Annotated in this window: 17 protein-coding genes and 1 pseudogene; 12 read left to right on the top strand and 6 right to left on the bottom strand. The window is 73.5% G+C overall.

Annotated features, from left to right (window positions below; all coding sequences use genetic code 11):
- The 6 genes and pseudogenes from ACFVHB_RS07330 to ACFVHB_RS07305 all read left to right on the top strand — a co-directional run.
- Positions 1–401, top strand: a pseudogene (locus ACFVHB_RS07330) (aminotransferase); the annotation flags it as partial.
- Positions 402–547: 146 nt separating this feature from the next.
- Positions 548–1,891, top strand: a complete 1,344-nt coding sequence (locus ACFVHB_RS07325) for an ABC transporter substrate-binding protein (RefSeq protein ID WP_380316502.1) — start codon at positions 548–550, stop codon at positions 1,889–1,891.
- On the top strand, positions 1,888–2,811 hold the full coding sequence (locus tag ACFVHB_RS07320; RefSeq protein ID WP_380316500.1) for a carbohydrate ABC transporter permease: 924 nt from the start codon (positions 1,888–1,890) through the stop codon (positions 2,809–2,811). The genes ACFVHB_RS07325 and ACFVHB_RS07320 overlap by 4 nt, the downstream gene beginning before the upstream one ends.
- Complete coding sequence (locus ACFVHB_RS07315; RefSeq protein WP_380316497.1) at positions 2,808–3,647, top strand: carbohydrate ABC transporter permease; 840 nt, start codon at positions 2,808–2,810, stop codon at positions 3,645–3,647. The genes ACFVHB_RS07320 and ACFVHB_RS07315 overlap by 4 nt, the downstream gene beginning before the upstream one ends.
- A 2-nt stretch (positions 3,648–3,649) precedes the next feature.
- A complete protein-coding gene (locus ACFVHB_RS07310; RefSeq protein ID WP_380316494.1) occupies positions 3,650–5,365 on the top strand; it encodes a glycoside hydrolase family 36 protein in 1,716 nt (571 codons plus the stop codon).
- Positions 5,366–5,391: 26 nt separating this feature from the next.
- A complete protein-coding gene (locus ACFVHB_RS07305; RefSeq protein ID WP_380316491.1) occupies positions 5,392–6,417 on the top strand; it encodes a LacI family DNA-binding transcriptional regulator in 1,026 nt (341 codons plus the stop codon).
- A gap of 19 nt (positions 6,418–6,436) precedes the next feature.
- On the opposite strand, the gene ACFVHB_RS07300 is transcribed toward ACFVHB_RS07305, so the two are convergent.
- Complete coding sequence (locus ACFVHB_RS07300) at positions 6,437–7,081, bottom strand: LuxR C-terminal-related transcriptional regulator (RefSeq protein ID WP_380316489.1); 645 nt, start codon at positions 7,079–7,081, stop codon at positions 6,437–6,439.
- A complete protein-coding gene (locus tag ACFVHB_RS07295) occupies positions 7,069–8,157 on the bottom strand; it encodes a histidine kinase (RefSeq protein ID WP_380316486.1) in 1,089 nt (362 codons plus the stop codon). The genes ACFVHB_RS07300 and ACFVHB_RS07295 overlap by 13 nt, the downstream gene beginning before the upstream one ends.
- Positions 8,158–8,339: 182 nt before the next feature.
- On the opposite strand from ACFVHB_RS07295, the gene ACFVHB_RS07290 reads away from it, so the two are divergent.
- From ACFVHB_RS07290 to ACFVHB_RS07280, 3 genes are all read left to right on the top strand, one after another.
- Positions 8,340–9,572: a serine hydrolase domain-containing protein gene (locus ACFVHB_RS07290; RefSeq protein WP_380316483.1), complete on the top strand. Its 1,233-nt coding sequence runs from the start codon at positions 8,340–8,342 to the stop codon at positions 9,570–9,572.
- Between the two features lie 269 nt (positions 9,573–9,841).
- Positions 9,842–11,320, top strand: a complete 1,479-nt coding sequence (locus tag ACFVHB_RS07285; protein ID WP_380316481.1) for a hypothetical protein — start codon at positions 9,842–9,844, stop codon at positions 11,318–11,320.
- Between the two features lie 116 nt (positions 11,321–11,436).
- Positions 11,437–12,549 (top strand): transglycosylase family protein, encoded by a 1,113-nt coding sequence (locus ACFVHB_RS07280; RefSeq protein ID WP_380316478.1) that lies wholly within the window; start codon positions 11,437–11,439, stop codon positions 12,547–12,549.
- A 70-nt stretch (positions 12,550–12,619) separates the two neighbouring features.
- Here ACFVHB_RS07280 and ACFVHB_RS07275 read toward each other — a convergent pair whose 3' ends face one another.
- Positions 12,620–14,746: an NPCBM/NEW2 domain-containing protein gene (locus tag ACFVHB_RS07275; RefSeq protein ID WP_380316475.1), complete on the bottom strand. Its 2,127-nt coding sequence runs from the start codon at positions 14,744–14,746 to the stop codon at positions 12,620–12,622.
- Positions 14,747–14,828: 82 nt separating this feature from the next.
- Positions 14,829–16,946 (bottom strand): alpha-galactosidase, encoded by a 2,118-nt coding sequence (locus tag ACFVHB_RS07270; protein ID WP_380316472.1) that lies wholly within the window; start codon positions 16,944–16,946, stop codon positions 14,829–14,831.
- Between the two features lie 363 nt (positions 16,947–17,309).
- On the opposite strand from ACFVHB_RS07270, the gene ACFVHB_RS07265 reads away from it, so the two are divergent.
- The 3 genes from ACFVHB_RS07265 (at position 17,310) to ACFVHB_RS07255 (ending at position 21,201) form a co-directional block, all read left to right on the top strand.
- A complete protein-coding gene (locus ACFVHB_RS07265) occupies positions 17,310–18,350 on the top strand; it encodes a substrate-binding domain-containing protein (RefSeq protein WP_380316469.1) in 1,041 nt (346 codons plus the stop codon).
- A gap of 188 nt (positions 18,351–18,538) precedes the next feature.
- Positions 18,539–20,173, top strand: coding sequence for a sugar ABC transporter ATP-binding protein (locus tag ACFVHB_RS07260; RefSeq protein WP_380316466.1), 1,635 nt, complete (start codon positions 18,539–18,541; stop codon positions 20,171–20,173).
- Entirely contained in the window at positions 20,170–21,201 is a 1,032-nt protein-coding gene (locus tag ACFVHB_RS07255; protein WP_380316463.1) for an ABC transporter permease, read from the top strand. The genes ACFVHB_RS07260 and ACFVHB_RS07255 overlap by 4 nt, the downstream gene beginning before the upstream one ends.
- Positions 21,202–21,242: 41 nt before the next feature.
- Here ACFVHB_RS07255 and ACFVHB_RS07250 read toward each other — a convergent pair whose 3' ends face one another.
- Complete coding sequence (locus ACFVHB_RS07250; RefSeq protein ID WP_380316519.1) at positions 21,243–22,037, bottom strand: DeoR/GlpR family DNA-binding transcription regulator; 795 nt, start codon at positions 22,035–22,037, stop codon at positions 21,243–21,245.
- Between the two features lie 121 nt (positions 22,038–22,158).
- Positions 22,159–23,082, bottom strand: a complete 924-nt coding sequence (locus ACFVHB_RS07245) for an NAD-dependent protein deacetylase (RefSeq protein WP_380316460.1) — start codon at positions 23,080–23,082, stop codon at positions 22,159–22,161.
- Between the last annotated feature and the right edge of the window lie 131 nt (positions 23,083–23,213).

Genomic DNA, 23,213 nt, shown 5'->3' with positions numbered 1-23,213 from the left:
GCCCCGCCCGGCCGGGCGCCGTCGCCCACACCCTCACCAACCCGGACGGTCCGGCCGTCGCCGCGCTCGGCGCGGGGCTCGCCCTGGTCCGCGACGTCGGGATCGGGCGGATCGAGGCCCTGATCGGCGAGGCGCTGGGCACCCTGCTCGACGCGGCCCGCGCGGCCGGGGCCGAGACCACCGGCGGCCCCGGGCCCGGCGGGAGCGGAGCAGGCGGCAGCGGGATCGCCCGGCTCCGGCTGCCCGGCGCCGACCCGCAGGCCGTCCACGACGCCCTGACCCGGGCGGGTCTGGCCACCACCCGGCGCCGCGACTGGATCCGGCTCTCCCCGCACGCCACCACCGGCCCGGATTCCGCCGTCCGGCTGGCCGGGGCCCTGCGCGCCGCGGCCCCTCGCTGACCCGAGGTCGCACCGCACCCGCACTCCACGCTCACCTCCGCAGACCCGCAAACCCGCACCCCGAACCCCGCAAACCCGCGCCCCGAACCCCGCACCCCCGCACCCCCGCACCCCCCGCACCGGGCCACCCCCCAGAGAGGAATGCCATGTCACACCTTTCCCGCCGCGACCTGCTCCGCGCCTCCGGAGCCGGCCTGCTGACCCTCGCCGCCGGCGGCACCCTGTCCGCCTGCTCCGGCTCGGGCGGCGACACCGCCCAGGGCGGGGACGCCGCCACCGGCACGGTCACCGTCTGGTCCTGGACCACCGCCGCCGAAGCCCTGCGCGGCGTCGTCCCCGCCTTCGAGAAGGACAACCCCGGGATCAAGGTCGACGTCCAGGACGTCGGCAACCCGGCGATCTGGGACAAGATCACCGTCGGCCTGGCGGCCGGCGGCCAGGGCCTCGCCGACGTCCTCCACATCGGCTGCGACTACCTGCCCGGCTACCTGGAGAAGTTCCCCGGCGGCCTGGCCGACCTCTCCGCCCTCGGCGCCGACGCCCACAAGGACAAGTTCGCCCAGGGCCTCTGGCCCGTCGTCACCGGCAAGGACGGCCACGCCTACGCGCTGCCCTGGGAGGTCAACGCGCTCGGCTTCTTCTACCGCAAGGACATGTTCGACAAGGCGGGCATCGACCCGGCCACCTTCCAGACCTGGGACGACGCGCTCGCCGTCGCCGACCGCTTCAAGGCGGCCAACCCGGGCGTCGCCCTGCTCGGCATCAACAAGCCCGCCACCCCCTCGCCCGACCTCGACCTCCTCCAGGCGCTGATGCAGCAGCAGGGCGCCTTCTACTTCGACCTCAAGGGCGACGTCACCCTGGGCTCCGCCGAGGCCGTCCGCGCCATGACCGTCCAGAAGCGCCTCAACGACGCCGGCCTGATCGCCGACGCCGCCGGTGACCACGGCTGGATCAACCTGCTGAAGGGCGGCAAGATCGCCACCGGCCCGCTCGCGGCCTGGGCCGTGCACTACCTGGAGACCAAGCTCCCCGACCAGAACGGCAACTGGCGCATCGCCAAGCCGCCGGCCGTCACCCCCGGCGGCCGGCGCACCGCCATCGTCAACTCCACCCACCTGGCCGTCGCCGCCTCCAGCCCGCGCCGCGTCGCCGCCTGGAAGTTCGTCGAGTACGCGCTCACCCGCCCGGCCTCGGTCAACGCCATGTTCACCTCCGGCGGCGTCTTCCCCGCCCTCACCGCGGCCTACGCCGACCCGATGTACGCCGCGCCCAACGCCTTCTACGGCGGCCAGCCCGCCCTCAGGACCTTCGTCGACCTGCTCGGCGAGGGCGCCGACGCCACCAACTACTCCGGCGACTACGCCCGCGCCCTCAAGCTCGCCAGCGACGCCCAGGTCCAGGTCTTCCTCAAGGGCGCCGACCCGGCCGCCGCCCTGAAGGAGGCCGCCGAGCAGCTCGGCCGGCAGACCGGCCGAACCGTCCGATGACCGCCCTCGCCGGCCCCGCCGCCGCGGCCCCGGCCGGGGCCACGGCCACCCACCGCCGGGCCCTGCTGCGCCGTCGCGCCGTGCCCTACCTGCTGCTCGCACCCGCCCTGGTCACCTTCGCGGTCTTCAAGGCCTACCCGATCGTCTCCTCCCTGCTGCTGTCGCTGACCACCGGCTCCGGCGCGGCCACCCGCGACGCCGGCACGGCCAACTACCGCCGCCTGCTCCACGACCCGCTGTTCTGGACCGCGCTGCGCAACACCGGGCAGATCCTCGTCGTGCAGGTCCCGGTGATGCTCGCCCTCGCGCTCGCCCTGGCGGTCGGCCTCAACTCGGCCCTCGTCCGCTGGCGCACCGTCTGGCGCCTCGGCGTCTTCATGCCCGTCGTCACCGGCCTCGTGGCCACCGGCGTGGTCTTCGCCTTCCTGCTGCGGACCGGCGACGGGCCCGTCAACAAGCTGCTCGCACTGATCGGCCTGTCCGGCGTCGACTGGCTCGGCGACCCGTTCTGGGCCCGGATGGCCGTCGTCCTCGTCCTCACCTGGCACTACACCGGCTACAACGCCGTCATCTACCTGGCCGGCCTGCAGGGCATCCCCAGGGAGCTGTACGAGGCCGCGATGGTCGACGGCGCCGGCCCGCTGCGCCGCTTCGCCTCCGTCACCCTGCCCGCGCTGCGCCCCGTCCTGCTGTTCACCGTCGTGCTGTCCACCATCGGCACCCTCCAGCTCTTCGACGAGCCGTTCGTGCTGACCCGCGGCGGGCCGGACAACGCCACCCTCACCGTCTCGATGTACCTGTACGACAACGGCTTCCACTACTTCGACTTCGGCTACGCCTCCGCCATCGCCTACGCGCTCACCCTGATCGTCTCGGTGCTCGGCGCGGCCCAGATGCGCCTGATGGGAGAACGCCCATGAGCGGCCCCGCGACCGCCGCCCGGTTCCGGGGCTGGCCCCTGACCCTCACGCTGGCGGCCGTCACCGGCCTGTCCGTCGGCCCGTTCTACTGGCTGGTGGTGGGCTCGACCCGCAAGGACACCGAGATCTTCGACTGGCCGCCCCACCTGCTGCCCGGCGGAGCCCTCGGCGAGAACCTCGACCACCTCCAGGCCAAGATCGGCCTGGGCCGCGTCCTGGTCAACTCGTTGGCCATCGCGGGCCTGCAGACCGCCGGCGCGCTGATCGTCGCGCTGCTCGCCGGCTACGCCTTCGCGAAGTTCCGCTTCCGCGGCCGGACCGTGCTGTTCGCCGTGCTGCTCTCCACCCTGGTGGTGCCCGAGCAGGTCATGCTGGTCCCGCTGTTCAAGATGATGATGTCGTTCCGGCTGCTCGACAGCTACCAGGCCGTCGTCCTGCCCGGGCTCTGCGTGCCCTTCGCGATCTTCCTGATGCGCCAGGCCCTCGGCAGCATGCCCGACGAGCTCCTCGACGCCGCCCGGGTCGACGGCGCCGGCGAACTGCGGGTGCTGTGGAGCGTGGTCGTCCCCGTGATGCGCCCGGTCCTCGCCGCACTGGCGATCTTCCTCTTCCTCGGCTCCTGGAACCAGTTCGTCTGGCCGCTGATCGCCCTGCGCAGCCCCGGGATGCACACCCTGCCGGTGGCCCTCGCCACCCTCCACGGCAGCCGCACCACCACCGACCACGGCGCGATCCTGGCCGGCACCGCCCTGTCCACCCTGCCGATGATGGTGCTCTTCCTGGCCCTCCAACGGCAGTTCATCTCCGGCCTGCTGGCCGGCGCCACGAAAGGCTGACCATGGACGACGTCTGGGAACCGCACGCCCCCGCCGCCGGCGGACTCCGGCCGCTGGCCGCCGAGGGGCTGGACCTGCGGGTCGGCGGCGAGGCCACCGTCCGCCACCCGGCCGAGGGCCGGATCGAGGTGACCGCCGAGAGCCCCGGCGAGGCCCGGATCGAATGGCGCCTGCCCTGCACCGACGCCACCGCCCTGTGGACCCCCGAACCCCGCGGAACCGGCTGGCTGCCCGCCGCCTGGAGCGCGCCGCGCCGCACCGGCCTCACCAAGGGCGCCCCCGTCGCCGCCCTCGTCGGCACCGGTGACCTCGCGATCTGCGCCTTCGCCGCCGACCGGGCGGACGTCCTGGCCGGCGCCGGCGTCGTCGAGGAGCACGGCGAGTTCCGGTTCTGGGTCCAGGCCACCGGCCGCCTCACCGTCCGGATCGACACCTCCCGGCGGCACTTCGCCCGCTGCCTGGCCGACCTCGCCGACTGGTGGGCGAGCGGCCGCCCCGCCACCGTCCCCGACGCCGCCCGCCGCCCCGCCTACTCCACCTGGTACGCGATGCACCAGGACATCACCCCCGAGGCGGTGGAGACCCAGGCCGCCCTCGGCAAGGAACTCGGCCTCGACACGATCATCGTCGACGACGGCTGGATGACCCGGGACCGCACCCGCGGCTACGCCCACTGCGGCGACTGGGAGCCGCTCTCGCTGCCGGACACCGCCGACCACGTCCGGCGCGTCCACGACCTCGGCGTGCGCTACCTGCTCTGGTACGCCCTGCCGTTCATCGGCAAGGAGAGCGCCGCCTGGGACCGGCTCGGCCGCCACGCGCTCGCCGACGCCGGCCACCTCGGCGCGGTCGTCGCCGACCCCCGCCACCCGGCCGTGCGCGAACACCTCACCGACCGCCTCGCCCGCGCCGTCGAGGAATGGGGCATGGACGGCCTGAAGATCGACTTCGTGGACTGGTTCGCCGTCGCGGACCCGCCCGCCCCCGGCCCGGAGGCCGACTGCGCCACCGTCGACGAAGGCGTCGAGCGGCTGCTCGCCGCCATCCGCGCGCGGATCACCGCCGTGCGGCCGGACGCGATGATCGAACACCGCCAGCCCTACACCAGCCCCGGCCTCTGGCCCTACACCACCATGATCCGCGCCACCGACTGCCCGCTCAGCCCCCAGGAGAACCGGCAGCGCACCGTCGACCTGCGGCTGGTCGCCGGTCCCGTCGCGGTCCACAGCGACATGCTCATGTGGCACCCGGACGAGCCGGCCGAGCAGGTCGCCTGCCACCTCATCAACGTCCTCTTCGCCGTCCCGCAGATCTCCGTCGACCTGGCGGCCCAGAACCCCGCGCAGCGCGAGGCCCTCGCCTTCTGGCTCGGCGTCGTCCGGACCCACCTCGACACCCTGCAACGCGGCGAACTCCGGCCCGCCAGGCCCGACCTCGGCTACCCCATGGTCACCGCCGCCGGCGACGGCACGGTCGCGGTCGCCCGCTACGCCCCGCTGCCCGTCCGCGCCGGCGACGGCCCCTGGCACACCCTGCTCGTCGCCAACGCCGACGCGGACCCCGAGGTGCGCCTGCTCGGCGTCCACGGCCCCACCGGGGTCACCGTCCAGGACGCCCGCGGGCGTATCGTCCGTAACGACACCGCCGACCCGGCCGGCGACACCACCGTCACCGTCCCCCGCGGGGGGCTGCTCACCCTGACCCGGCCCCCGGCGTAGCCGCCCGAGACCCCCACGGAGCACCGATGACCCAGGGAGCACGCCCGCCGCGCCGCGCCACCACCATCGCGGAGGTCGCCCGCGCGGCGGGCGTGTCCCGGCAGACCGTCTCCAACACCCTCAACGCCCCCCACCGGGTCCACCCGGACACCCTCGCCCGGGTCACCGCCGCCATCGAGGAACTCGGCTACCGGCCCGACCAGTCGGCCCGCTCGCTGCGCACCGGCGAGCGCCGGATCATCGGCTACCTCGCCCCGGTGGACGACCCGTTCGACCCCAACCCGCTGATGGCGGGCTTCCTGGAGGCCCTGGTCGACGCGGCCGGCACGGAGGGGCACCACGTCCTGCTGGTCCGCCCGGCACCGGGCGCGGAACGGGCCCGGGCGGCGATCGACGAGCTGGTGGCGGCCCGTCAGGTGGACGGGCTGGTCCTCGCCGACGTGCTGCCGGACGACGCCCGAGTCGCCCACGCGGCCCGGGCCGGCGTCCCGTTCGCCGCCTTCGGCCGCACCGGGGCGCAGCTGCCCCAGCACTGGGCCGACATCGACAACGGCGCGGCGATGGCCGACGTGGTGGCGCACCTGGCCGCGCGCGGCCACCGCCGGATCGGCTTCGCCGCCTCCACCGCGGACCTGCCGTGGCTGGCGGCGCGGCGCGCGGGCTTCCACGCCGAGGCCCGCCGGCTCGGCCTGGACGTGGTGCGGGCGCGGTCCGCCCCGGGCGAGCCGGCGGTGGCCGCCCTGCGCACCCTGCTGCGCGGCTCCGAACGGCCGACGGCGGTCGCGGCCGAGAGCGACCTGCGCGCCCTGGACGTCTACGAGGCGATCCGGGCCGAGGGCCTGGCCGTCGGCCCGGACGTCGCCGTGACCGGCTTCCACGACACCCCACTCTGCCGGCACCTGCACCCCGCGCTGACCTCGGTCCGGCTGCCGCTGCGGGCCATCGCCGGCGCGCTGGTCCGGCGGCTGCTGGCCCAGGTCCGCGGCGAGCCGGTGCCCGCCGCGGGGGAGACGCTGGCCACCGAGCTGGTGGTGCGGGCGAGTTCCGCCTGACGACCGTCCTCGGCCCCGGTCAGTGGCGGCTGAGATAGGTGAGGACGGCGAGGACCCGGCGGTGGCCGCTGTCGGTCGGCGAGAGGCCGAGCTTGGCGAAGACGTTGCCGATGTGCTTGTGGACGGCGTTCTCGGTGATGACGAGCCGGGCCGAGATCGTCGCGTTGTCCTTTCCCTCGGCCATCAGGGCGAGGACCTCGCGTTCGCGTGGGGTGAGGGCGGCGATCGGGTCGTGGCCGTGGTGGGTGAGGAGCTGCCCGATCACCTCGGGGTCCATGACGGTGTCTCCGGCGGCCACCCGGCGCAGCGCGTCGGTGAACTCGCTCACCCGGCTCACCCGGTCCTTGAGGAGGTAGCCGACGCCGCCGCGTCCGTCCGAGACCAGCTCGCCGGCGTACTGCTTCTCGACGTACTGGGAGAGGACGAGCACGGGCAGGCCGGGGTGCAGGCGGCGGGCGCGGATGGCGGCGTGGATGCCCTCGTCGCGGAAGGTCGGCGGCAGCCGGACGTCGACGATGGTGACGTCCGGTCGGTGTTCGGCGACGGCGGCGGCGAATCCGGGAGCGTCCTGGGCGATCGCGGCGACGTGGAAGCCCTTGGCGGTCAGCAGCAGTTCCAGGCCGTTGGACAGCAGGACGTTGTCCTCGGCGATCACGACCCGCATGTCAGCCCCACCGCGATCGTGGTCGGGCCGCCGCCGGGGCTGTGGACGCGGACGGTGCCGTCGAGCGCCCCGACCCGGTGGCGGATTCCGGCGATGCCGGTGCCCAGCGTCTCGTCGGCGCCGCCGATCCCGTCGTCGGTGACCTCGATCGACAGCCGGTCACCGTCGCGTGCGACGCGGACGGTGGTCCGGGTGGCCCGGCTGTGCTTGGCGGCGTTGGTGAGCGCCTCCGCGACCGTGAAGTAGGCCACGGCCTCGACCGCGGCGGGGATCGTGCCGAGGTCGCCGATGTCGAGCGTGGTGTCGATCGCCGATCCGGTCCCGAGCGCGGTCAGCGCCCCGACGAGGCCGCGATCGGAGAGGATCGGCGGGTAGATCGTCCGGATCACCGCACGGAGCTCCGTCATGGCCTCCTCGGTGTTCTCGTGCGCTTCGCCCAGGAGCCTGGCCACCGTCTCGGGATCCTCGTCCAGCAACTCGCGGGCCACGCCCAGCCGCATCGCGATGGCCACCAGCCGGGCCTGGGTGCCGTCGTGCAGGTCGCGTTCGATCCGGCGGAGCTCCGCGCCGTGCGCGTTCATGGCTTCGGCGCGCGTCTCGGTCAGCGTCTCCACCCGCTGCGCCAGTCTGTCGGCGGCGGAGGGGGACAGCGACGCGACGCAGATCCGGGCGTGCAGGCGCGCCAGCGGTGGGACCAGCCAGTAGGTCAGGGCCGCGAAGACGACGGCCTGGGCGGTCCCCAGGGTCAACGCCGTGCCCCACCCGGTCAGGGGGACACCGGCGGCGAAGCCGCCCGCGGGGGTGCCGGCGGGCAACGCCCACCACAGGGGCACCGTCACGGCCGTGGTCACCGCGTTGCCCGCGCACACCACCACGACGAGCCCGAACGCCAGACTCGTCGGGACGCAGGCGCAGAGCCACCCGAGAACCCGCCACCCACCGACCCGGACGGGACCGGAGTCCGGAGCGAGCAGCAGCCGGTCGGCGCGGCGACGTTGCCAGGACGCCCAGGCGCGAGCCGCGGTCGGGACGACGAGTACGGGCAGCGCGAACAGGGCGAAAGCAGCGGTGGCCATGCTCGCCAGGAGATAGCCCAGGCCGCGCCACACCGCCGAAAGCCGCCCGGCCCCAAGGTGGTGGTTCATCCGCCCAAGTCTGGGCCACGGCCACCGCGCCCCGCACTACAGCCCACTCCACCATTTTCCCACCAGTGAGCGGTACGGACCGCTCACCTCGGCCGGACCTAGTGTCAGCGCCCATGACGACTTCACCGCTTCGGCGACCACGGTGGCGCGGCCGTTCCGTCCGACGGAACCTGGCGCTGGCCGCCGCCGCGACCGTGGCACTCTCCGCCGGCGTGCTGGGCGCGGTGGCCGCCGGGCGGCACGACGACCGGATCCAGCTCCGGCTCCAGCGGGACGCCGATGCGATCACCGCACTGGGCGTGACGGGGGTGCAGGCCCACCTGGTCACCCCCGACGGCCGGAACGTGACCGCCACCAGCGGCGTCGCGGACCTGACGACCCGGCAGCCGGTCCCGCCGGGCGGTCACTTCCGGATGGCCAGCGTCACCAAGACGTTCGTGGCCACCGTGATCCTGCAGCTCGTCGGCGACGGCAGGCTCACCCTGGACGACCCCGTCGAGCGGTGGCTGCCCGGCGTGGTGTCCGGGAACGGCAACGACGGGCGCGCGATCACCCTGCGCCAACTGCTCCAGCACACCAGCGGCATCCACGACGACTACCCGGACTACACCTCGGCCCAGGACTTCGACCGGCACCGGTACGACACGCAGACACCCGAGCAGGCGGTCGACCGGGCGATGCGCCACCGCCCGGACTTCCCGCCCGGTACGGAATGGCGGTACGGCAACACCGGTTACGTCCTGCTCGGCATGATCATCCACCGGGTCACCGGGCACCCCTGGCACGAGGAGGTGCGGGACCGGCTCGTGCGGCCGCTCGGCCTCGACCACACCTTCCTGCCGGGTGCCTCGCCCACGCTGCCCCAGCCGCATGCCCGGACCTACCAGAGGTTCGTGGCCGGCGAGCCGCTCGTGGACGTCACCGAGCAGGTCGGATCGGGCACCAACGGAGAGGCCGGGCTCGTCTCCACCACCGCGGACCTCAACACCTTCTTCCGGGCCCTGCTCGGGGGCCGGCTCCTGCCACCGGCGCAGCTGGCGCAGATGACCGAGGCCGTCCCGGTCGGCGCGGAGTTCGAGCAGCTCATGCCGGGCGCCCGCGACGGGCTGGGACTCTTCTCACGCCCGCTGTCCTGCGGCGGCGTGTACTGGGGCCACGAGGGCGGCGACGCCGGCTGGATCACCGCCACCGGCGTCACCGCCGACGGCCGGCGCAGCGTCACGGTCTCGTTGTCGGGCGTCCTCGCCGCCTCCGCGGACGACGTCCGGCGCGTGGAAGAGGCCGAGAGCAAGCTGGTCGACGACGCCCTGTGCACGACGCCGAACGCCGACCACCAGTGGCGTTGAAGCCCTCCGCCGGTCGCGGGTACGGGACACCGGCGCGCCGCACGGGCCGCGATCAGGAAGGCCGGGCCGCGCCCCCACTCCGTCGGCCGGTCCGGCGTCATCCCGACCACCCCACCACACCCCTCCGTGGTCGACCACCGAGCGCCGCGGCGCGCCGGCTGCGGAGGGGGCGAGCCCCCCCGGCGCCCGGCGTCCCCGTACGGGGCCGATCGGTGCCCGTCTGTTCGCATCAGACGTCCAACTTCCCAATCAAGACGAGGAGTTCCCACATGTCCAGCAAGCGCGTCGCCCGGGCCGTCACCGGTCTTCTGATAGCAGGTCTCGCCTCGGCCACGCTCACCGCCCTCCCCGCCCAGGCCGCACCGACGCCGCAGGGCGCCGCGTCCGTGAGCGCGACCCTCGACGGAGACACGGGCGGCGCCGGCCAGGGCCCGATCACGCCGAGCGGGCCGGACACCGCTCCGTGGCGATCCGCCTCTCCCAACGCGACCGCGCCGAGCCTGACCCGTAGCCAGGTGATCGACCGAGCGGCCTCATGGGTCGACCAGGGGCTGAAGTACAGCGGGGAGGGCTCCTACCAGGGCTACCGCACGGACTGCTCCGGGTACGTCTCCATGGCCTGGAAGTTGAGCTACTCGATGGACACCACCAGCTTTGTCCCCACCGGTGTGGCCTCGTGGATCGGCAAGGGCGACCTCAAGCCGGGCGACGCCCTGTTGAACGACGCGGCCGGGAGGTACGGGCACGTCGTCCTCTTCGAGCGCTGGGCCAACGACGCCCACACCTCCTACCTGGGCTACGAGTTCACCGGTAGCGGTGTCCACCACCGCGAGATCCCGTACCCGTACTTCCCGGGCTCCCCGGGCAACCCCTACCGGCCGGTCCGCAACAACAGCATCGTCGACGACCAGACCCCGACGCCCCCCAAGCCGGTGGCGAACAACCGGACGCTGGCGGCGATCGAGGGCGGTGTGCTGCACGAGGTGTACACCGACGGCAAGGGCTGGCACGACAACGTGGTGCCGGGCGTGGGGAGCATGAGCGCGCTGGGCTTCGCCTACAGCCCGTCCGGCCGGCGGGTGATCGAGGCCGTCGAGAACGGTGCGCTGCACGAGATCTACAGCGACGGCGACGGCTGGGTCGACAACGCCGTTCCCGTGTCCGGGACGATCGACTCCCTCGGTTTCGCCTACCACCCCATGACCGGGATCCGGGTGGTGGAGGCCGTCGAGGGCGGGACGATCCACGAGATCTTCGCGGACGGGGACGGCTGGCACGACAACGTCATCCCGGGCGTGGCGAACGTGAGCGCGCTGGGCTTCGCCTACAAGGCGTCCGGGCAGCGGGTGATCGAGGCGGTCGTGAACGGTGCGCTGCACGAGATCTACCCCGACGGCGACGGCTGGGTCGACAACGCCGTGCAGGGAGTGGGCGGGAACATCAGCACGCTCGGCTTCGCGATCAACAAGAGCACCGGGCAGCGGGTGATCGAGGCGGTCGAGGGCGGTGTGCTGCACGAGATCTACACCGACCCCCACGGGGCCTGGCAGGACAACGTCGTTCCGGGGGTGAGCGGCACCATCACCTCCGTCTCGGTCAAGCTCAAGGACAGTGGCGAACGCGTCGTGGAGGCCGTCGTGGACGGCGCGCTGCACGAGATCTACACCGAAGCCGGGGTCTGGCACGACAGCGTCGTCCCCGGCACGGCAGGCGGCGCCACCGCGGTCTCCTTCGACCTGACCCTCTGACCGTCCGGATCCCGGGTGCCCGGTACGCACCCCGTACCGGGCACCTCACGGCCGCCGGCCGGCGCACTCGCCCGCGTCCGACCAACCGTCAATCCCACTCATCCCAAGGAACATCCATGCCCGTTCAGCGCGTCCGCACCCGTCTGAGTCGCGTGCTCGCCCTCGGCGCCGCCGTCTCGCTGGCCACGGCGGCCATGGCCGCCACCGCCGGCTCCGCGACCGCTGCCTCCGTGGCCACCTGGGACAAGGTGGCGCAGTGCGAGAGCGGCGGAGACTGGTCGATAGTCTCCTCGACGACCCCCCGTTACTACGGTGGCCTCCAGTTCGCCCAGACCACCTGGCTGGCCTTCGGCGGCGACCAGTACGCGCCCTACGCCAACCAGGCCACCAAGCAGCAGCAGATCCTGATCGCGGAGAAGGTCCTCGCCTCCCAGGGGCAGATGGCGTGGCCGCACTGCGGTCCCCTGGCCGGTCTCGGAGCCGACCACGCGAACCCCTACCCGGATGGCCCGGGGCCGGTGACTCCTCCGAAGCCGCAGCCCAAGGCGCTGACCTGGTACCTGTCGGACGACGCGGCGTCCTCTGCGGCCACCCGTCCGGCGTTCGGGTTCGGGAACACGCCGATGGTGCCGCTGGCGGGTGACTTCGACGGGGACGGCACGGACACCCAGGCGGCCTACGACCCGACGACGTCGACGTTCTACCTGGCGAACGCGGGCAGCGCGGCGCAGTCGTCGCTGGTGTTCGGCAACCCGGGCAGCCGGCCGGTGCTGGGCCGGTGGGACGGCACCACCTCGCAGCTCGGTGTCTACATGCCCGACTCCGGCAAGTTCCACCTGCGCCACGACAACGGCGAGGTGACGTCGTTCGCGTTCGGCAACGGCGGTGACTGGCGGCCCGTCGCCGGAGACTGGGACGGCGACGGGACCGTGACGGTCGGCCTCTACGACCCGGCGACCAGCACCTTCTACCTGCGCGACAGCAACACCGCGGGCGCCGCCGACCGGACCGTCACGTTCGGGAATCCCCACGGCGTCCCCCTGGCCGGGGACTGGGACCACTCGGGCCACACCGACATCGGCGTCTACCTGCCCGACAACCACACCTTCTACTTCCGTCACGACGACGGCACCGTCACCTCCGTCTCGTACGGCAACACCGGCGACACGCCCGTCACCGGCGACTGGAACGGCGACGGCCACGCCACCCAGGGCGTCGTGCACAGCTGAGGGGGTGACGGCGTGGTGCCGGGCCGGGCCCGGCACCACGCCGTCGTGCGGTGGGCCGCGGTGGGCCGCGTCAGCAGGTGAGGACGGGGCCGGCCCAGTCCGCGTGGTCGCTGTTGCTGCCGTCGCCGCCGTCGGTGACCACGAGGCGCAGCTCGTCGGCGCCGGTGAGGTCGGCCGTGAGGTGCTTGGCCTTGTCCCTGCCGGTGAGCAGGCCGCTGTCGGCGACCTTCCTGCCGTCCCGGTAGATCTCGAACGAGACGGTGCCCCGACCCTCGGCCTCCGCGTCCACGCCCACGTCGGTGGCGAGCGAGGTGCAGGAGCCGCCGAGGTAGTAGACGATCTCGCTGAGGGCGTTGACGCCGAGGCCCTTGGCGTAGGTGGTGCCGGCGATGGTGATGGTCCGTCCGTCCCGGGCCTGGTTGTCGCCGTTGCTCATGTCCTTCTCGACCGGGCCCCAGCTGTTGCCGGCGGAGGTCCAGGCGAGGTCGGAGAGCGGGTGGGCGCCGGGGGCCGGTCCGTTGCCGCAGGCGATCCTGGCGCCCGCCCAGTCGGCGTGGTCCCAGCTGGTGCCGTCGCCGGCGTCGGTGGCGACCAGGCGGACGGTGGTGGCGCCGGTGAGGTCGGCGGTGAGGTGTTCGGCCGGGTCCTTGCCGGTGAGCGGGCCGCTGTCGGCGACCTTCGTGCCGTCCTTGTAGACCTGGAACACCACCGAGCCGTTGCCGTAGGCGTCGTCGTCGACGCCGACGTCGGTCACCAGGTGCCGGCAGGCGCCGCCGAGGTGGAAGGCGATGTCACTGGAGGCGTGCGCGCCGAGGCCCTTGGCGTAGCTGGTGCCGCGGATGCTGAGGGTCGTTCCGTCGCCCGTCCCGTGGTCGCCGTTGGTCGTGTCCCGTTCGACCGGGCCCCAGGAGTTGGTGACCGAGGCGAACGGCAGGTCGCTCAGCCAGGTCGTCCCGGTGGGCGGGGAGACCGGTGAACCGGGCGTGACGCGGAACATCGCGGTGCCGTGCCCGGGGACGGTGGCGCTGACGGTCCCGGTGCTGGTGCCGGTCTGCTTGGTCCACAGGTCCTTGACGGTGTAGGAGGTCGCGCCGCCGATGCCGAGGGTCTGGGCGGTGGTGCTGATGACGGCGTCGTAGGAGCCCTCGTTGGTCAGGGTGACGGCCCGGCCGCCGTCGGCCAGCGGTTTGCTCATCACGACCAGGCCGTTCTGGCTGGAGACGACCGAGCCCTGCCGGCCCAGTGGGTCCTGGTCGACGGCGATGACGTCGGCGTTGGTGAGGATCTCGAAGGTCTCGGGTTCGGCGGTGCGCAGGTCGGTGCCGATCATCAGCGGGGCGGCCATCTCGGCCCAGAGGCTGAAGTGGGTGCGGTACTCGGTGGCGGTCATGCCGCCGTTGCCGACCTCCAGCATGTCGGGGTCGTTGAAGGCGCCGGGTTTGGCGTAGGCGGCCGTGCCCTGGTTGGCCTGGGCGATGGAGATCATGCTCTGCCAGGTGTCGCTGATGTCGCCGGTGGTGCGCCAGGAGTTGCCGACGGGGCCGGCCCAGTTCCAGGGGCCGGTGCTGCCCCATTCGCAGATGCTGTAGAGGATCGGCCGGCCGGTGGCCTTCAGCGCGTCGCCCATGGCCTGGTAGCGCGTCTTGGCGTCGAGGCCCTGGTTGTTGCAGTTGTCGTACTTGAGGTAGTCGACGCCCCAGGACGCCCAGAGGTTGGCGTCCTGGCGCTCGTGGCCGAGGCCGCCGGGGAAGCCCTTGACGTCGCAGGTCTTGGTGCCGGCGCTGGAGTAGAGGCCGAACTTCAGGCCCTTGTCGTGGACGTAGTCGGCGAGCGCCTTGATCCCGTGCGGGAAGCGGACCGGGTCGGGGACGAGGTCCCCGGCCGCGTTGCGCTCCGGCAGGGCCCAGCAGTCGTCGAGGTTGACGTACCGGTAGCCGGCCGCCTTCAGGCCCTTGCTGACGAAGAGGTCGGCGATGCCCTTGATCATGTCCTCGTTGAACCGGTCGCCGCAGTGGGTGGAGTTCCAGTTGTTGAACCCCATCTGCGGCGTCCGGTTGAGGCCGTTGTCGAGGGCCGACGCCGGTGGGGCGGTGGCGAGTTGGAGGCCGGCGGCGAGGGCTCCGCCGCCGGTGAACAGGGTCAGGGCGGTCACCGCCGAGGCTAAGCGGCGGGACGGTGCGGTGCGCTGGGAACGCAAGGGTCCTCCTCGGAAGGTGGTTCGGGTTCGGGTGGGCCCCCGGCTCCGGCGGCGGGGCCGGAGCCGGGGGAGCGCGGGGTGGTCAGGAGAGCAGCGTCCAGGCCTGCCCGGCCGCCGATCCGTCGGGCCGGCTGAGCACGACGGGGGAGGTGGCGGCGGCGTGCGGGGCGTCGAGGACGAGCCCGGTGGCCACGTTGGTGATGGTCAGCGCACCGGTGGCGGTGTTCTGGACGACGCGCCACTTCTGGTGGGCGCTGTCGGGGTCGTAGGCGTTCAGGACCCAGGCCGGGCCGCCCGGCGCGGCCGGGCCGGTCAGGGTGCCGTGGTTCTGGGTGCCGGTGGCGCAGTTGTCGGTGATGCGGACGGTGCCGTCGGGGTTCGCGGCGAAGTTCCACTGCTCCGAGGTGTGCCAGCTCCACCAGGTGTTGACGTCGGTGACCGAGCCGTCGGGGGCGCTGCAGGTGCCCTGGACCTCCAGGGCCTGGCCGCCGGTGCCGCCCGCGCTGATGCCGTGGTAGCGGCCGTCGCCGATCACGCTGGCCGGGATGGTGGCGGGCAGCGGCTTGAGCCGGTAGAGCGCGACGCCGTGCGGCTCGACGGTGGCGGCGAGGGTGCCGGTGATGTTGCCGCCGGCGCCGGTCCACAGCTCCTTGGCGGAGTAGCCCGGGCCGGTCAGGCCCAGGTCCGCGAGCGTGGTGGAGATGCTCCGGTAGGCGGCCGGGTCCTGGTTGACCAGCAGGACGGCGGTGTCGCCGTTGGCGAGCCGGCGCTTGAGGACGACCGGCGCGGTGCTGCTGTTCGGCGGGTTGCCGACCAGGGTGGCGGGCTTGGCGAGGCCGTCCTGGTCGATCGCGATGACGTCGGTGTTCTTGTAGACGGCGAGCTGGTCGGCGGTGATGCCGGTGGACCAGGTGAGGCCGTCGCGGGTGTGCACGGAGTCGGCGGCGGTGCGCAGGTCCGCGCCGGAGATGAGCGGGGAGGCCATCATGGCGAGGATCGACATCTCGCTGCGCGACTCGGTGAGGCTCATCGGCTTGTGGCAGGGGCAGGTGTCGGTGACTCCGTAGACCCCGTACGGGTTCTGCCAGCCCGCGAACATCATGTCCATGTCGTTCCAGCTGCCCGGCCGGACGTTGCCGGGGTACTGCAGCGCGGTCTGCAACTGGCCGTTGTGGAGCACGCCTTCGAGGTCCGGCCCGCGGTCGCCGCCGATCCGGCACAGGTTGGCCACCTGCCCGCACCACACCCCGGTCGGGGCGTAGCCGGGCGCCTGGCGGGCGGGCGTGCCGGCCGCGACGATCACCGGGTCGGTGCGGGCCGGGTCGTCCCCCGCGAGCAGGTACGGGACGCCGGTGTGCACCGGCTGGGCGGAGACGCTGAGGGCCACCCGCGGGCGTCCCTGGGCGGCGGAGGCGGCGTCGAGCGCCTGCTGGAAGTCGCGCACCCGGGCGTACATGGAACGGGTCAGCTCCCGGCCCTCGCCCTGGGTCCAGTAGTTGTGACCGTCGGGCCCGATGATCTGCGGGCCGTACGGGCAGTCGTCGTACTTGACGAAGTCGACGCCCCAGGCGACCAAGTCGGCGGCGTCGGTGGACTCGTGGCCCAGGCTGCCGGGCCGGCCCTGGCAGGTGGTGTAGGTGTCCGTGGCGTACAGGCCGAACTTCATGCCCTTGCCGTGCGCGTACCAGGAGAGGTACTGGATCCCGTTGAGGGTCCGCCCGTCGACGGTGTGCGCGGGGAAGCGGGCCGGGTCGGGGACGAGGTGACCGGTGGTCAGGTCGTACCCGGTGCCGTCGGTGCCGCTGACGGGGTTGCGGTTGGCGTCGTAGAGCTGCATGGCGCCGTCGGCGTTCTTGACCATGTCGGTGGTCTGGCCGTCGCGGTGGCCGAGCGACCAGCCGTCGTCGATGGTGACGGTGTTGTAGCCGGCCTGGACCAGGCCGTTCGCGGCCATGAAGTCGATGGTCTGGACGACCTCCTGCTGGGTGACCCCGGTGCCCAGGGTATTCCAGGAGTTCCAGCCCATCGGCGGGGTGAGGGCGAGTCCGTTGTCCAGCGCGGCCGCGGGCGTGGCCGCGCCGAGGACGGCGGTGCCGAGCCCGGAGGCGGCGAGGGCCAGGGCGACGAGCGCGTGGGTGGCGGCGCGGGGCAGGACGCGGGACCGGTGTCCGGGCAGGGCTGGGCGCGTGCGTGGACGCATGGGCACTCCAAGGTGCGCAGGTGGGGTGTGGGGGATCGGCAGCCCGCTGGGGGAGGGGCAGTCCGCTGCCGTTTGTTTCTGTTTGAACGCCCAACAGAAAGCAACGCAGCATAGACACAGGCCGGAGCCGTGCTCAAGTGCCGTGCGCAGAACCGCCGGTGACGCCGGCTCTGACCGGCCGTCGTAGTGGTGGCACGGCGGGCACTCGGGCGTGCCGGGATGCGTCACAGGTTGATCTCGGCGCGACAAGTGGCTTGACGGAAGGTCGCTGCCCCATGTGATATTTCACATCACGTTGAAACGCGTTCGTTTCTGATCACTTATCGCACAGCTGCGCTCAGCCGCACAGAGGAGCGTTCCCCCATGATCCGAAGCACCAGCGGCCGCGCCGCCGCCGGCGTCCTGCTCACCCTGGGCCTGACCGCCACCGCCTGTTCCACCGGCCAGGAGTCCACCACGGGCGCCTCCTCGGTCGCCCCGGTGAGCGGGAAGATCTCCCTCACCTACCTGCAGAAGCAGGGCGACCAGGAGTACTTCGTCGGCGAGGCGGCCGGGGCGAAGGCGAAGGCCGCGGAGCTCGGCATCGACCTCAAGGTCGTCAACCTCGGCAACGACGCCAACAAGACCGTCAGCGAGGTGCAGGCGGCCATCGCCCAGAAGACCAACGGCGTGATCGTCGTCGTCCCCGACCCGGCGGTGGGCCCGCAGGTCGTCCAGACCGCCCGGGACGCGAAGATCGCGCTGCTCACCTCCGACGACCAGGTCTGCTCCACCGGCCCGGACCCGGCGGTCTGCGCCAAGGCCGACCTCGTCCCCCGGGTCGGCTTCAGCGGCGCCCAGATGGGTACCGAGGTCGGCAAGCGGGCCGCCGACGAGTACAAGAAGGCCGGCTGGACCGCCGCCGACACCCGCGTCATCGCGGCCTGGAAGCAGGACGTCACCGTCTGCGGGGACCGGGTGAAGGCGGCGAAGGAGGCCTTCGGCGCCGTCGCCCCCGGCGTCCAGACCATCGAGGTCGCCACCGACAACACCCCCACCGGCGCGCAGGACAAGGTCGCCGCGACCGTCACCGCCAACGCCGGCGTCAAGCACTGGGTGGTCTGGGGCTGCAACGACGAGAACGTGCACGGCGGCGTCACCGCGCTGCAGAACGCCGGCGTCAGCGCCGACAACGTGATCGGCGTCGGCCTCGGCGCCTACCTGGCCTGCAAGGACTGGAGCGGCGGCAAGCCCTCCGGGATGAAGGCCGCCCTGTTCATCAACGGCCGGGACGTCGGCGCGCTCGCCGTCCAGACCATGTACGACAAGCTCAAGAACGGCAAGGACATGCCCACCGAGGCGTTCGCGAAGACCACCATGGTCGACCCCGCCACCTGGAAGGGCGCCGGCATCACCTGCAACTGACCGGACCTCACCCGCCGGGTCCCCGGCCCCGGCCGGCGACCGCGGCCGTCCCGGTCCTCCCACCCGCGGACGGCCGCCCCGCTCGGCCTCCCGCCATCGTCCCCGCCCCGCCTCCCGCCTCCCGCCATCGCCCCCGCCCCCGCACCCGCCCCCCGTCCACCCCTCCGCCTCCCCGAGGAGACCCGGCCGTGAGCACAGCGCGCCGCCCGAACGCAGATCCCCGACCACCCACCGGCGACGCACCCACCGGCGACGCGCCCGCAGCAGCCGCGCCCGCAGCCGCCGCCGGGCCGGGGCCGGCCGTCCGCGGCACCCGGGTCGAGGGCGTCACCAAGCGCTTCGGATCCGTCCAGGCCCTGACCGGCGTCACCCTCGACTTCCCGCCCGGCCAGGTCACCGCCCTGATGGGCGAGAACGGCGCCGGCAAGTCCACCCTGCTCAAGATCCTCACCGGCGACCACCAGCCCACCGAGGGTCGCGTCGTCCTCGACGGCCGAGCCGTCGACCTGCGCAACCCGGCCCAGGCCAGGGCCCTCGGCATCCGGATCATCCCGCAGGAACCGGAGATCATCCCGCACGTCTCGGTCGCCGAGAACGTCTACGCCGGTGCCCTGCCCACGACCGCCGGCCGCCGCCTGGACCGCGCCGAACTGCGCCGCCGGATCAGCGCCGACCTCGACCGGCTCGGCTTCGCCGGCGTCCTCGACCCCGACCTGCTCGGCTCCCGACTGACCTCGGCACAGCGCCAACTGGTCGAGATCATGCGCGCCCTGACCGGCGAGGCCAAGCTGATCGCCTTCGACGAGCCGACCTCCTCGCTCTCCGAGCACGAGGTCGACGCCCTGTTCGCCCTGGTCGGCCGGCTGCGCCGGCAGGGCGTCGCCGTCGTCTACGTCTCGCACCGGATGCAGGAGATCTTCCGCCTCGCCGACCGGATCGCCGTCCTGCGCGACGGCGCCCTGGTCGCCGTGCGGGACGCGCGCCGCACCGACGAGGGCGAGCTCGTCCGCCAGATGGTCGGCCGCGACCTCTCGGCCCTGTTCGTGCGCCGCACCGTCGCCACCGACCGCGTCGTCCTGGAGGCCCGTGGCGTCACCACCGACCACGTGCGCGGCGTCGACCTCACCGTCCGGGCCGGCGAGGTCGTCGGACTCGCCGGTCTGGTCGGCGCCGGCCGCTCCGAACTCGCCCTCGCCCTGGCCGGCGACCTGCCCGTGCGCGGCGGCACCGTCACCCTGGACGGCCGGCCACTGCCCACCGGCAGCCCCGGCCGGGTGATCCGGGCCGGCCTCGCCCTCGCCCCCGAGGAGCGCAAGGCCCAGGCGCTCTTCCTGCGGCGCTCCGTCCGCGACAACACCTCCATCGCCGTCCTGGAACGGCTGCGCCGCTGGCGGTTCGTCCGGCGCGGCGCCGAACGCGACCTGGCCCGGGAGTACGCCGAGCGCCTGCGGGTGCGCACCCCCTCGGTCGAGCACGAGGTCGGCAAGCTCTCCGGCGGGAACCAGCAGAAGGTCGTGCTCTCCCGCTGGCTGGCCCGCCGGCCGAAGCTGCTGATCCTGGACGAACCGACCCGCGGCATCGACGTCGGCGCGAAGGCCGAGATCTACCGGATCATCGCCGACCTCGCCGAGCAGGGCGTCGCCCTGCTGGTCATCTCCTCCGAACTGCCCGAGCTCCTCGGCCTGGCCGACCGGATCGTCGTCATGCAGGGCGGGCGCGTCACCGGCGCACTGGACCGGGCCGACGCCACGGAGGAGGCCGTCCTCCAACTCGCCATGGCCGACGACATCACCGGCACGACCTCATCCGGAGCATCCTCATGACCACCGCCACCACCCCGCCCGCCCTCAAGGGCGCGCCGCACGGCCGCTCCGCCCGCCCGCTCTCCCTGCTCACCGGCATCGGCGGCCAGAACCTCAGCCTGGTCGGCGCGCTCGCCGTGGTGCTGGCCGTCTTCGGGGTCCTCAACGACAACTACCTGAGCTGGACCAACGTCCAGGTCATCGCCGAGGCCGCCACCATCACCGGCCTGCTCGCCGTGGTGCAGACGGTGGTGATCATCTGCGGCGGCCTGGACATCTCGGTGGGCTCGCAGGCCGGCCTGGCCTCCGTGGTCAGCGCCATGGCCTTCACCTCCGCCGGTGCCGACGCCTTCGCCGGCACGGCCGCCGCGGTCGGCGTCGGTCTGCTGGTCGGCGTGCTGAACGGCGCCGTCATCGTCTACGGCCGGGTCAACCCCACCATCGCCACCCTGGCCGGCCTCGCCGCGTACAAGGGCCTCGCCCAACTCGTCTCGGACGGACGGGCGCAGGGCTACGTGCTCAACGACGCCGTGTTCGTCTTCCTCGGCCGGGGCAAGATCGCGGGGCTGCCGGTGATGGTCTGGATCCTGATCCTCACCGCGCTGGCGGTGCACGTCCTGCTGAAGTACACCGACATCGGCCGCAACCTGTACGCGATCGGCGGCAACGACACCGCCGCCCGGCTGGCCGGCATCGCGATCAACAAGTACCTGGTCGCCGTGTACGCCCTGATCGGCGTGGTGGCGGCGGTGGCCGGCGTCCTGCTCACCGCCCGCACCGGCTCCGGGCAGCCGGTCTCCGGCAGCGAGGGGCTCGAACTGAAGGCGATCACGGCGGCCGCGCTCGGCGGCGCCGCGCTCAAGGGCGGCCGGGGCGGCATCGGCGGCACCCTGCTCGCCGTCGCCCTGCTCGGCGCGCTGGAGAACGGCCTCACCGTCCAGGGCATCAACACGTTCTGGCAGAACGTCGCCCAGGGCGCCCTGCTGGTCGTCGCGGTGGTCGTCCAGCAACGCCGCGGCGGCGAACGGGCGGTGGGCCTGCCGGGCTGAACCGGCAGCGCCTCCCGGAGGTGCCCACGTGCCCGCGGCGGTCAGGCCGCGGGCACCCGCGCGATCACCAGTTCGCCGACCGCCTCCGAGAGGACGGTCCGGGCGTGCTCGCCGATCCCGGAGTCGGTGACGAACACGCCGACGTCCTCGAGGGCGGCGAAGCCGCTGAGGCCGATGACACCCCACTTGCTGTGGTCCGCCACCACCGCGACCCGCCGGGCGGAGGCGATCAGCGCGCGGTTGGTCTGCGCCTCGGCGAGGTTGGGCGTGGTCAGGCCGGCCTTCTCGGACACCCCGTGGGCTCCCAGGATCAGCAGGTCGACGTGGAGCGCCCGGATCGACTGGTCGGCCAGCGGCCCCACCAGCGCCGCGGACGGGGTCGGCGCGCCGCCGGTCAGCAGCAGCGACGGCGGCTCCGTGTCGGGCTGCTCCCCGGCCTTGCGGATCAGCTCCGCGACGGGCAGCGAGTTGGTGACGACGGTGAGCCGCGGCACCCGTAGCAGCCGCGCGGCGACCGCGTAGGCGGTCGTCCCGGCCGAGATCGCGATCACGCTGCCCGGTTCGACCAGCGCCGCCGCCGCGTCCGCCACCGCGGCCTTGGCCGCCGACTCCAGGCCGGACTTGGCCTCGAAGCCGGGCTCGTCCGCCGCCGTCTCCGCCCCGAGCACGGCCCCGCCGTGCACCTTCTTCACCGCGCCCGAACGCTCCAGCGCGTCGAGGTCCCGACGGATCGTCATGTCGGAGACCCCGAGCTGCTCGACCAGCTCGGCGACCCGCACGGCCCCGCTGCGGCGCACGATCCCGGCGATCAGCGCCTGCCGCTGCTGGGCCAGCATTCCCGTCTCCGCCACAGCCCCACACCCCTCACCAACGAACCGAAAACACCAGAAGCCAACATCCATGAGGATACTGGGGCCGGCTGAGCCCGCGGCCGTCGGCGTCCGGCCCGTTCCGGGGTCAGCCGTCGAGCCCGCGGTCGGGTCGCGCGTCCAGCCGCTCGGCCAGCGCGGAGAGCGTCGCGCCGAGCGGCAGGGCGACCTTCAGGTCCGCGTACTCGTCGCCGCGCGTCGCGCCCTGGTTGACGATCGCGACGGGCTTGCCGCCGCGCGCGGCGTGCCGCACGAAGCGCAGGCCGGACAGCACGGCGAGCGACGAGCCCAGGACGAGCAGCGCCCGGGCCCCGTCCACCAGGTCGTAGCAGCGCTGGACGCGGGCCCCGGGCACGTTCTCGCCGAAGAAGACCACGTCGGGCTTGAGGATGCCTCCGCAGGCCGTGCAGGGCGCGATCCGGAAGGACGCCACCAGCGCGTCGGGCAGCTCCACGTCCCCGTCCGGGTTCACCCGCGCGTCCGTGCCGCCGGCGGCGCCGTTGAGGTCGTGCAGGCGCCGGTCGAGCTCCTCGCGGCTGCTGCGGCGCCCGCAGCCGAGGCAGACCACCCGGTCGAGGCCGCCGTGCAGCTCGACGGCGTCGACGGTGCCGGCCGCGCGGTGCAGCCCGTCGACGTTCTGGGTGATCACCGCCGAGACCCGTCCGGTCCGGCGCAGCCGCTCGACCGCCCGGTGCCCGGCGTTCGGCCGGGCCTCGGCGATCGCCCGCCACCCGGCGTGGCTGCGGGCCCAGTACCGGCGCCGGGCCGCCTCGCTCCCGGTGAACTCCTGGTACGTCATCGGCGTGTGGCGGCGACTGCGGCCGGTGACCCCGCGGTAGTCGGGGATGCCCGACTCGGTGGAGAGCCCGGCACCGCTGAGCACGGCGACGCCCCCGGCCTCCAGCAGCCGCCGGATCCCGTCCAGCGCGGCGGCCGGCGGCGCACTCCCGTCGGCGGCCGGCGGCGAGCCGTCGTGGCCGCCCGGTCCTTCCGGTCCCGGGTGCGGAGACATGCCGCCAGGGTAGTCCGGCCGCCGCCGGCACGGGCGGGGGGTTGCCCGGGCGGGAGCGCGGGTCGAGCCTGGAGGAGTGGGGGCGGTCGCGTCGGCCGCAGCCGGATCGGTCGCCGGGACACGCGCCCCGG

Source organism: Kitasatospora sp. NPDC127111 (assembly GCF_042677465.1).
Lineage (GTDB): Bacteria > Actinomycetota > Actinomycetes > Streptomycetales > Streptomycetaceae > Kitasatospora.
The sequence above is the reverse complement of the archived record's forward strand: the minus strand, read 5'-3'. Positions and strand labels throughout refer to the sequence as shown.

Coding starts and splice junctions, on each gene's coding strand:
- ACFVHB_RS07325 (WP_380316502.1), top strand. CDS start 548: ATGTCACACCTTTCCCGCCGCGACCTGCTCCGCGCCTCCGGAGCCGGC.
- ACFVHB_RS07320 (WP_380316500.1), top strand. CDS start 1,888: ATGACCGCCCTCGCCGGCCCCGCCGCCGCGGCCCCGGCCGGGGCCACG.
- ACFVHB_RS07315 (WP_380316497.1), top strand. CDS start 2,808: ATGAGCGGCCCCGCGACCGCCGCCCGGTTCCGGGGCTGGCCCCTGACC.
- ACFVHB_RS07310 (WP_380316494.1), top strand. CDS start 3,650: ATGGACGACGTCTGGGAACCGCACGCCCCCGCCGCCGGCGGACTCCGG.
- ACFVHB_RS07305 (WP_380316491.1), top strand. CDS start 5,392: ATGACCCAGGGAGCACGCCCGCCGCGCCGCGCCACCACCATCGCGGAG.
- ACFVHB_RS07300 (WP_380316489.1), bottom strand. CDS start 7,081: ATGCGGGTCGTGATCGCCGAGGACAACGTCCTGCTGTCCAACGGCCTG.
- ACFVHB_RS07295 (WP_380316486.1), bottom strand. CDS start 8,157: ATGGCCACCGCTGCTTTCGCCCTGTTCGCGCTGCCCGTACTCGTCGTC.
- ACFVHB_RS07290 (WP_380316483.1), top strand. CDS start 8,340: ATGACGACTTCACCGCTTCGGCGACCACGGTGGCGCGGCCGTTCCGTC.
- ACFVHB_RS07285 (WP_380316481.1), top strand. CDS start 9,842: ATGTCCAGCAAGCGCGTCGCCCGGGCCGTCACCGGTCTTCTGATAGCA.
- ACFVHB_RS07280 (WP_380316478.1), top strand. CDS start 11,437: ATGCCCGTTCAGCGCGTCCGCACCCGTCTGAGTCGCGTGCTCGCCCTC.
- ACFVHB_RS07270 (WP_380316472.1), bottom strand. CDS start 16,946: ATGCGTCCACGCACGCGCCCAGCCCTGCCCGGACACCGGTCCCGCGTC.
- ACFVHB_RS07265 (WP_380316469.1), top strand. CDS start 17,310: ATGATCCGAAGCACCAGCGGCCGCGCCGCCGCCGGCGTCCTGCTCACC.
- ACFVHB_RS07255 (WP_380316463.1), top strand. CDS start 20,170: ATGACCACCGCCACCACCCCGCCCGCCCTCAAGGGCGCGCCGCACGGC.
- ACFVHB_RS07250 (WP_380316519.1), bottom strand. CDS start 22,037: ATGCTGGCCCAGCAGCGGCAGGCGCTGATCGCCGGGATCGTGCGCCGC.
- ACFVHB_RS07245 (WP_380316460.1), bottom strand. CDS start 23,082: ATGTCTCCGCACCCGGGACCGGAAGGACCGGGCGGCCACGACGGCTCG.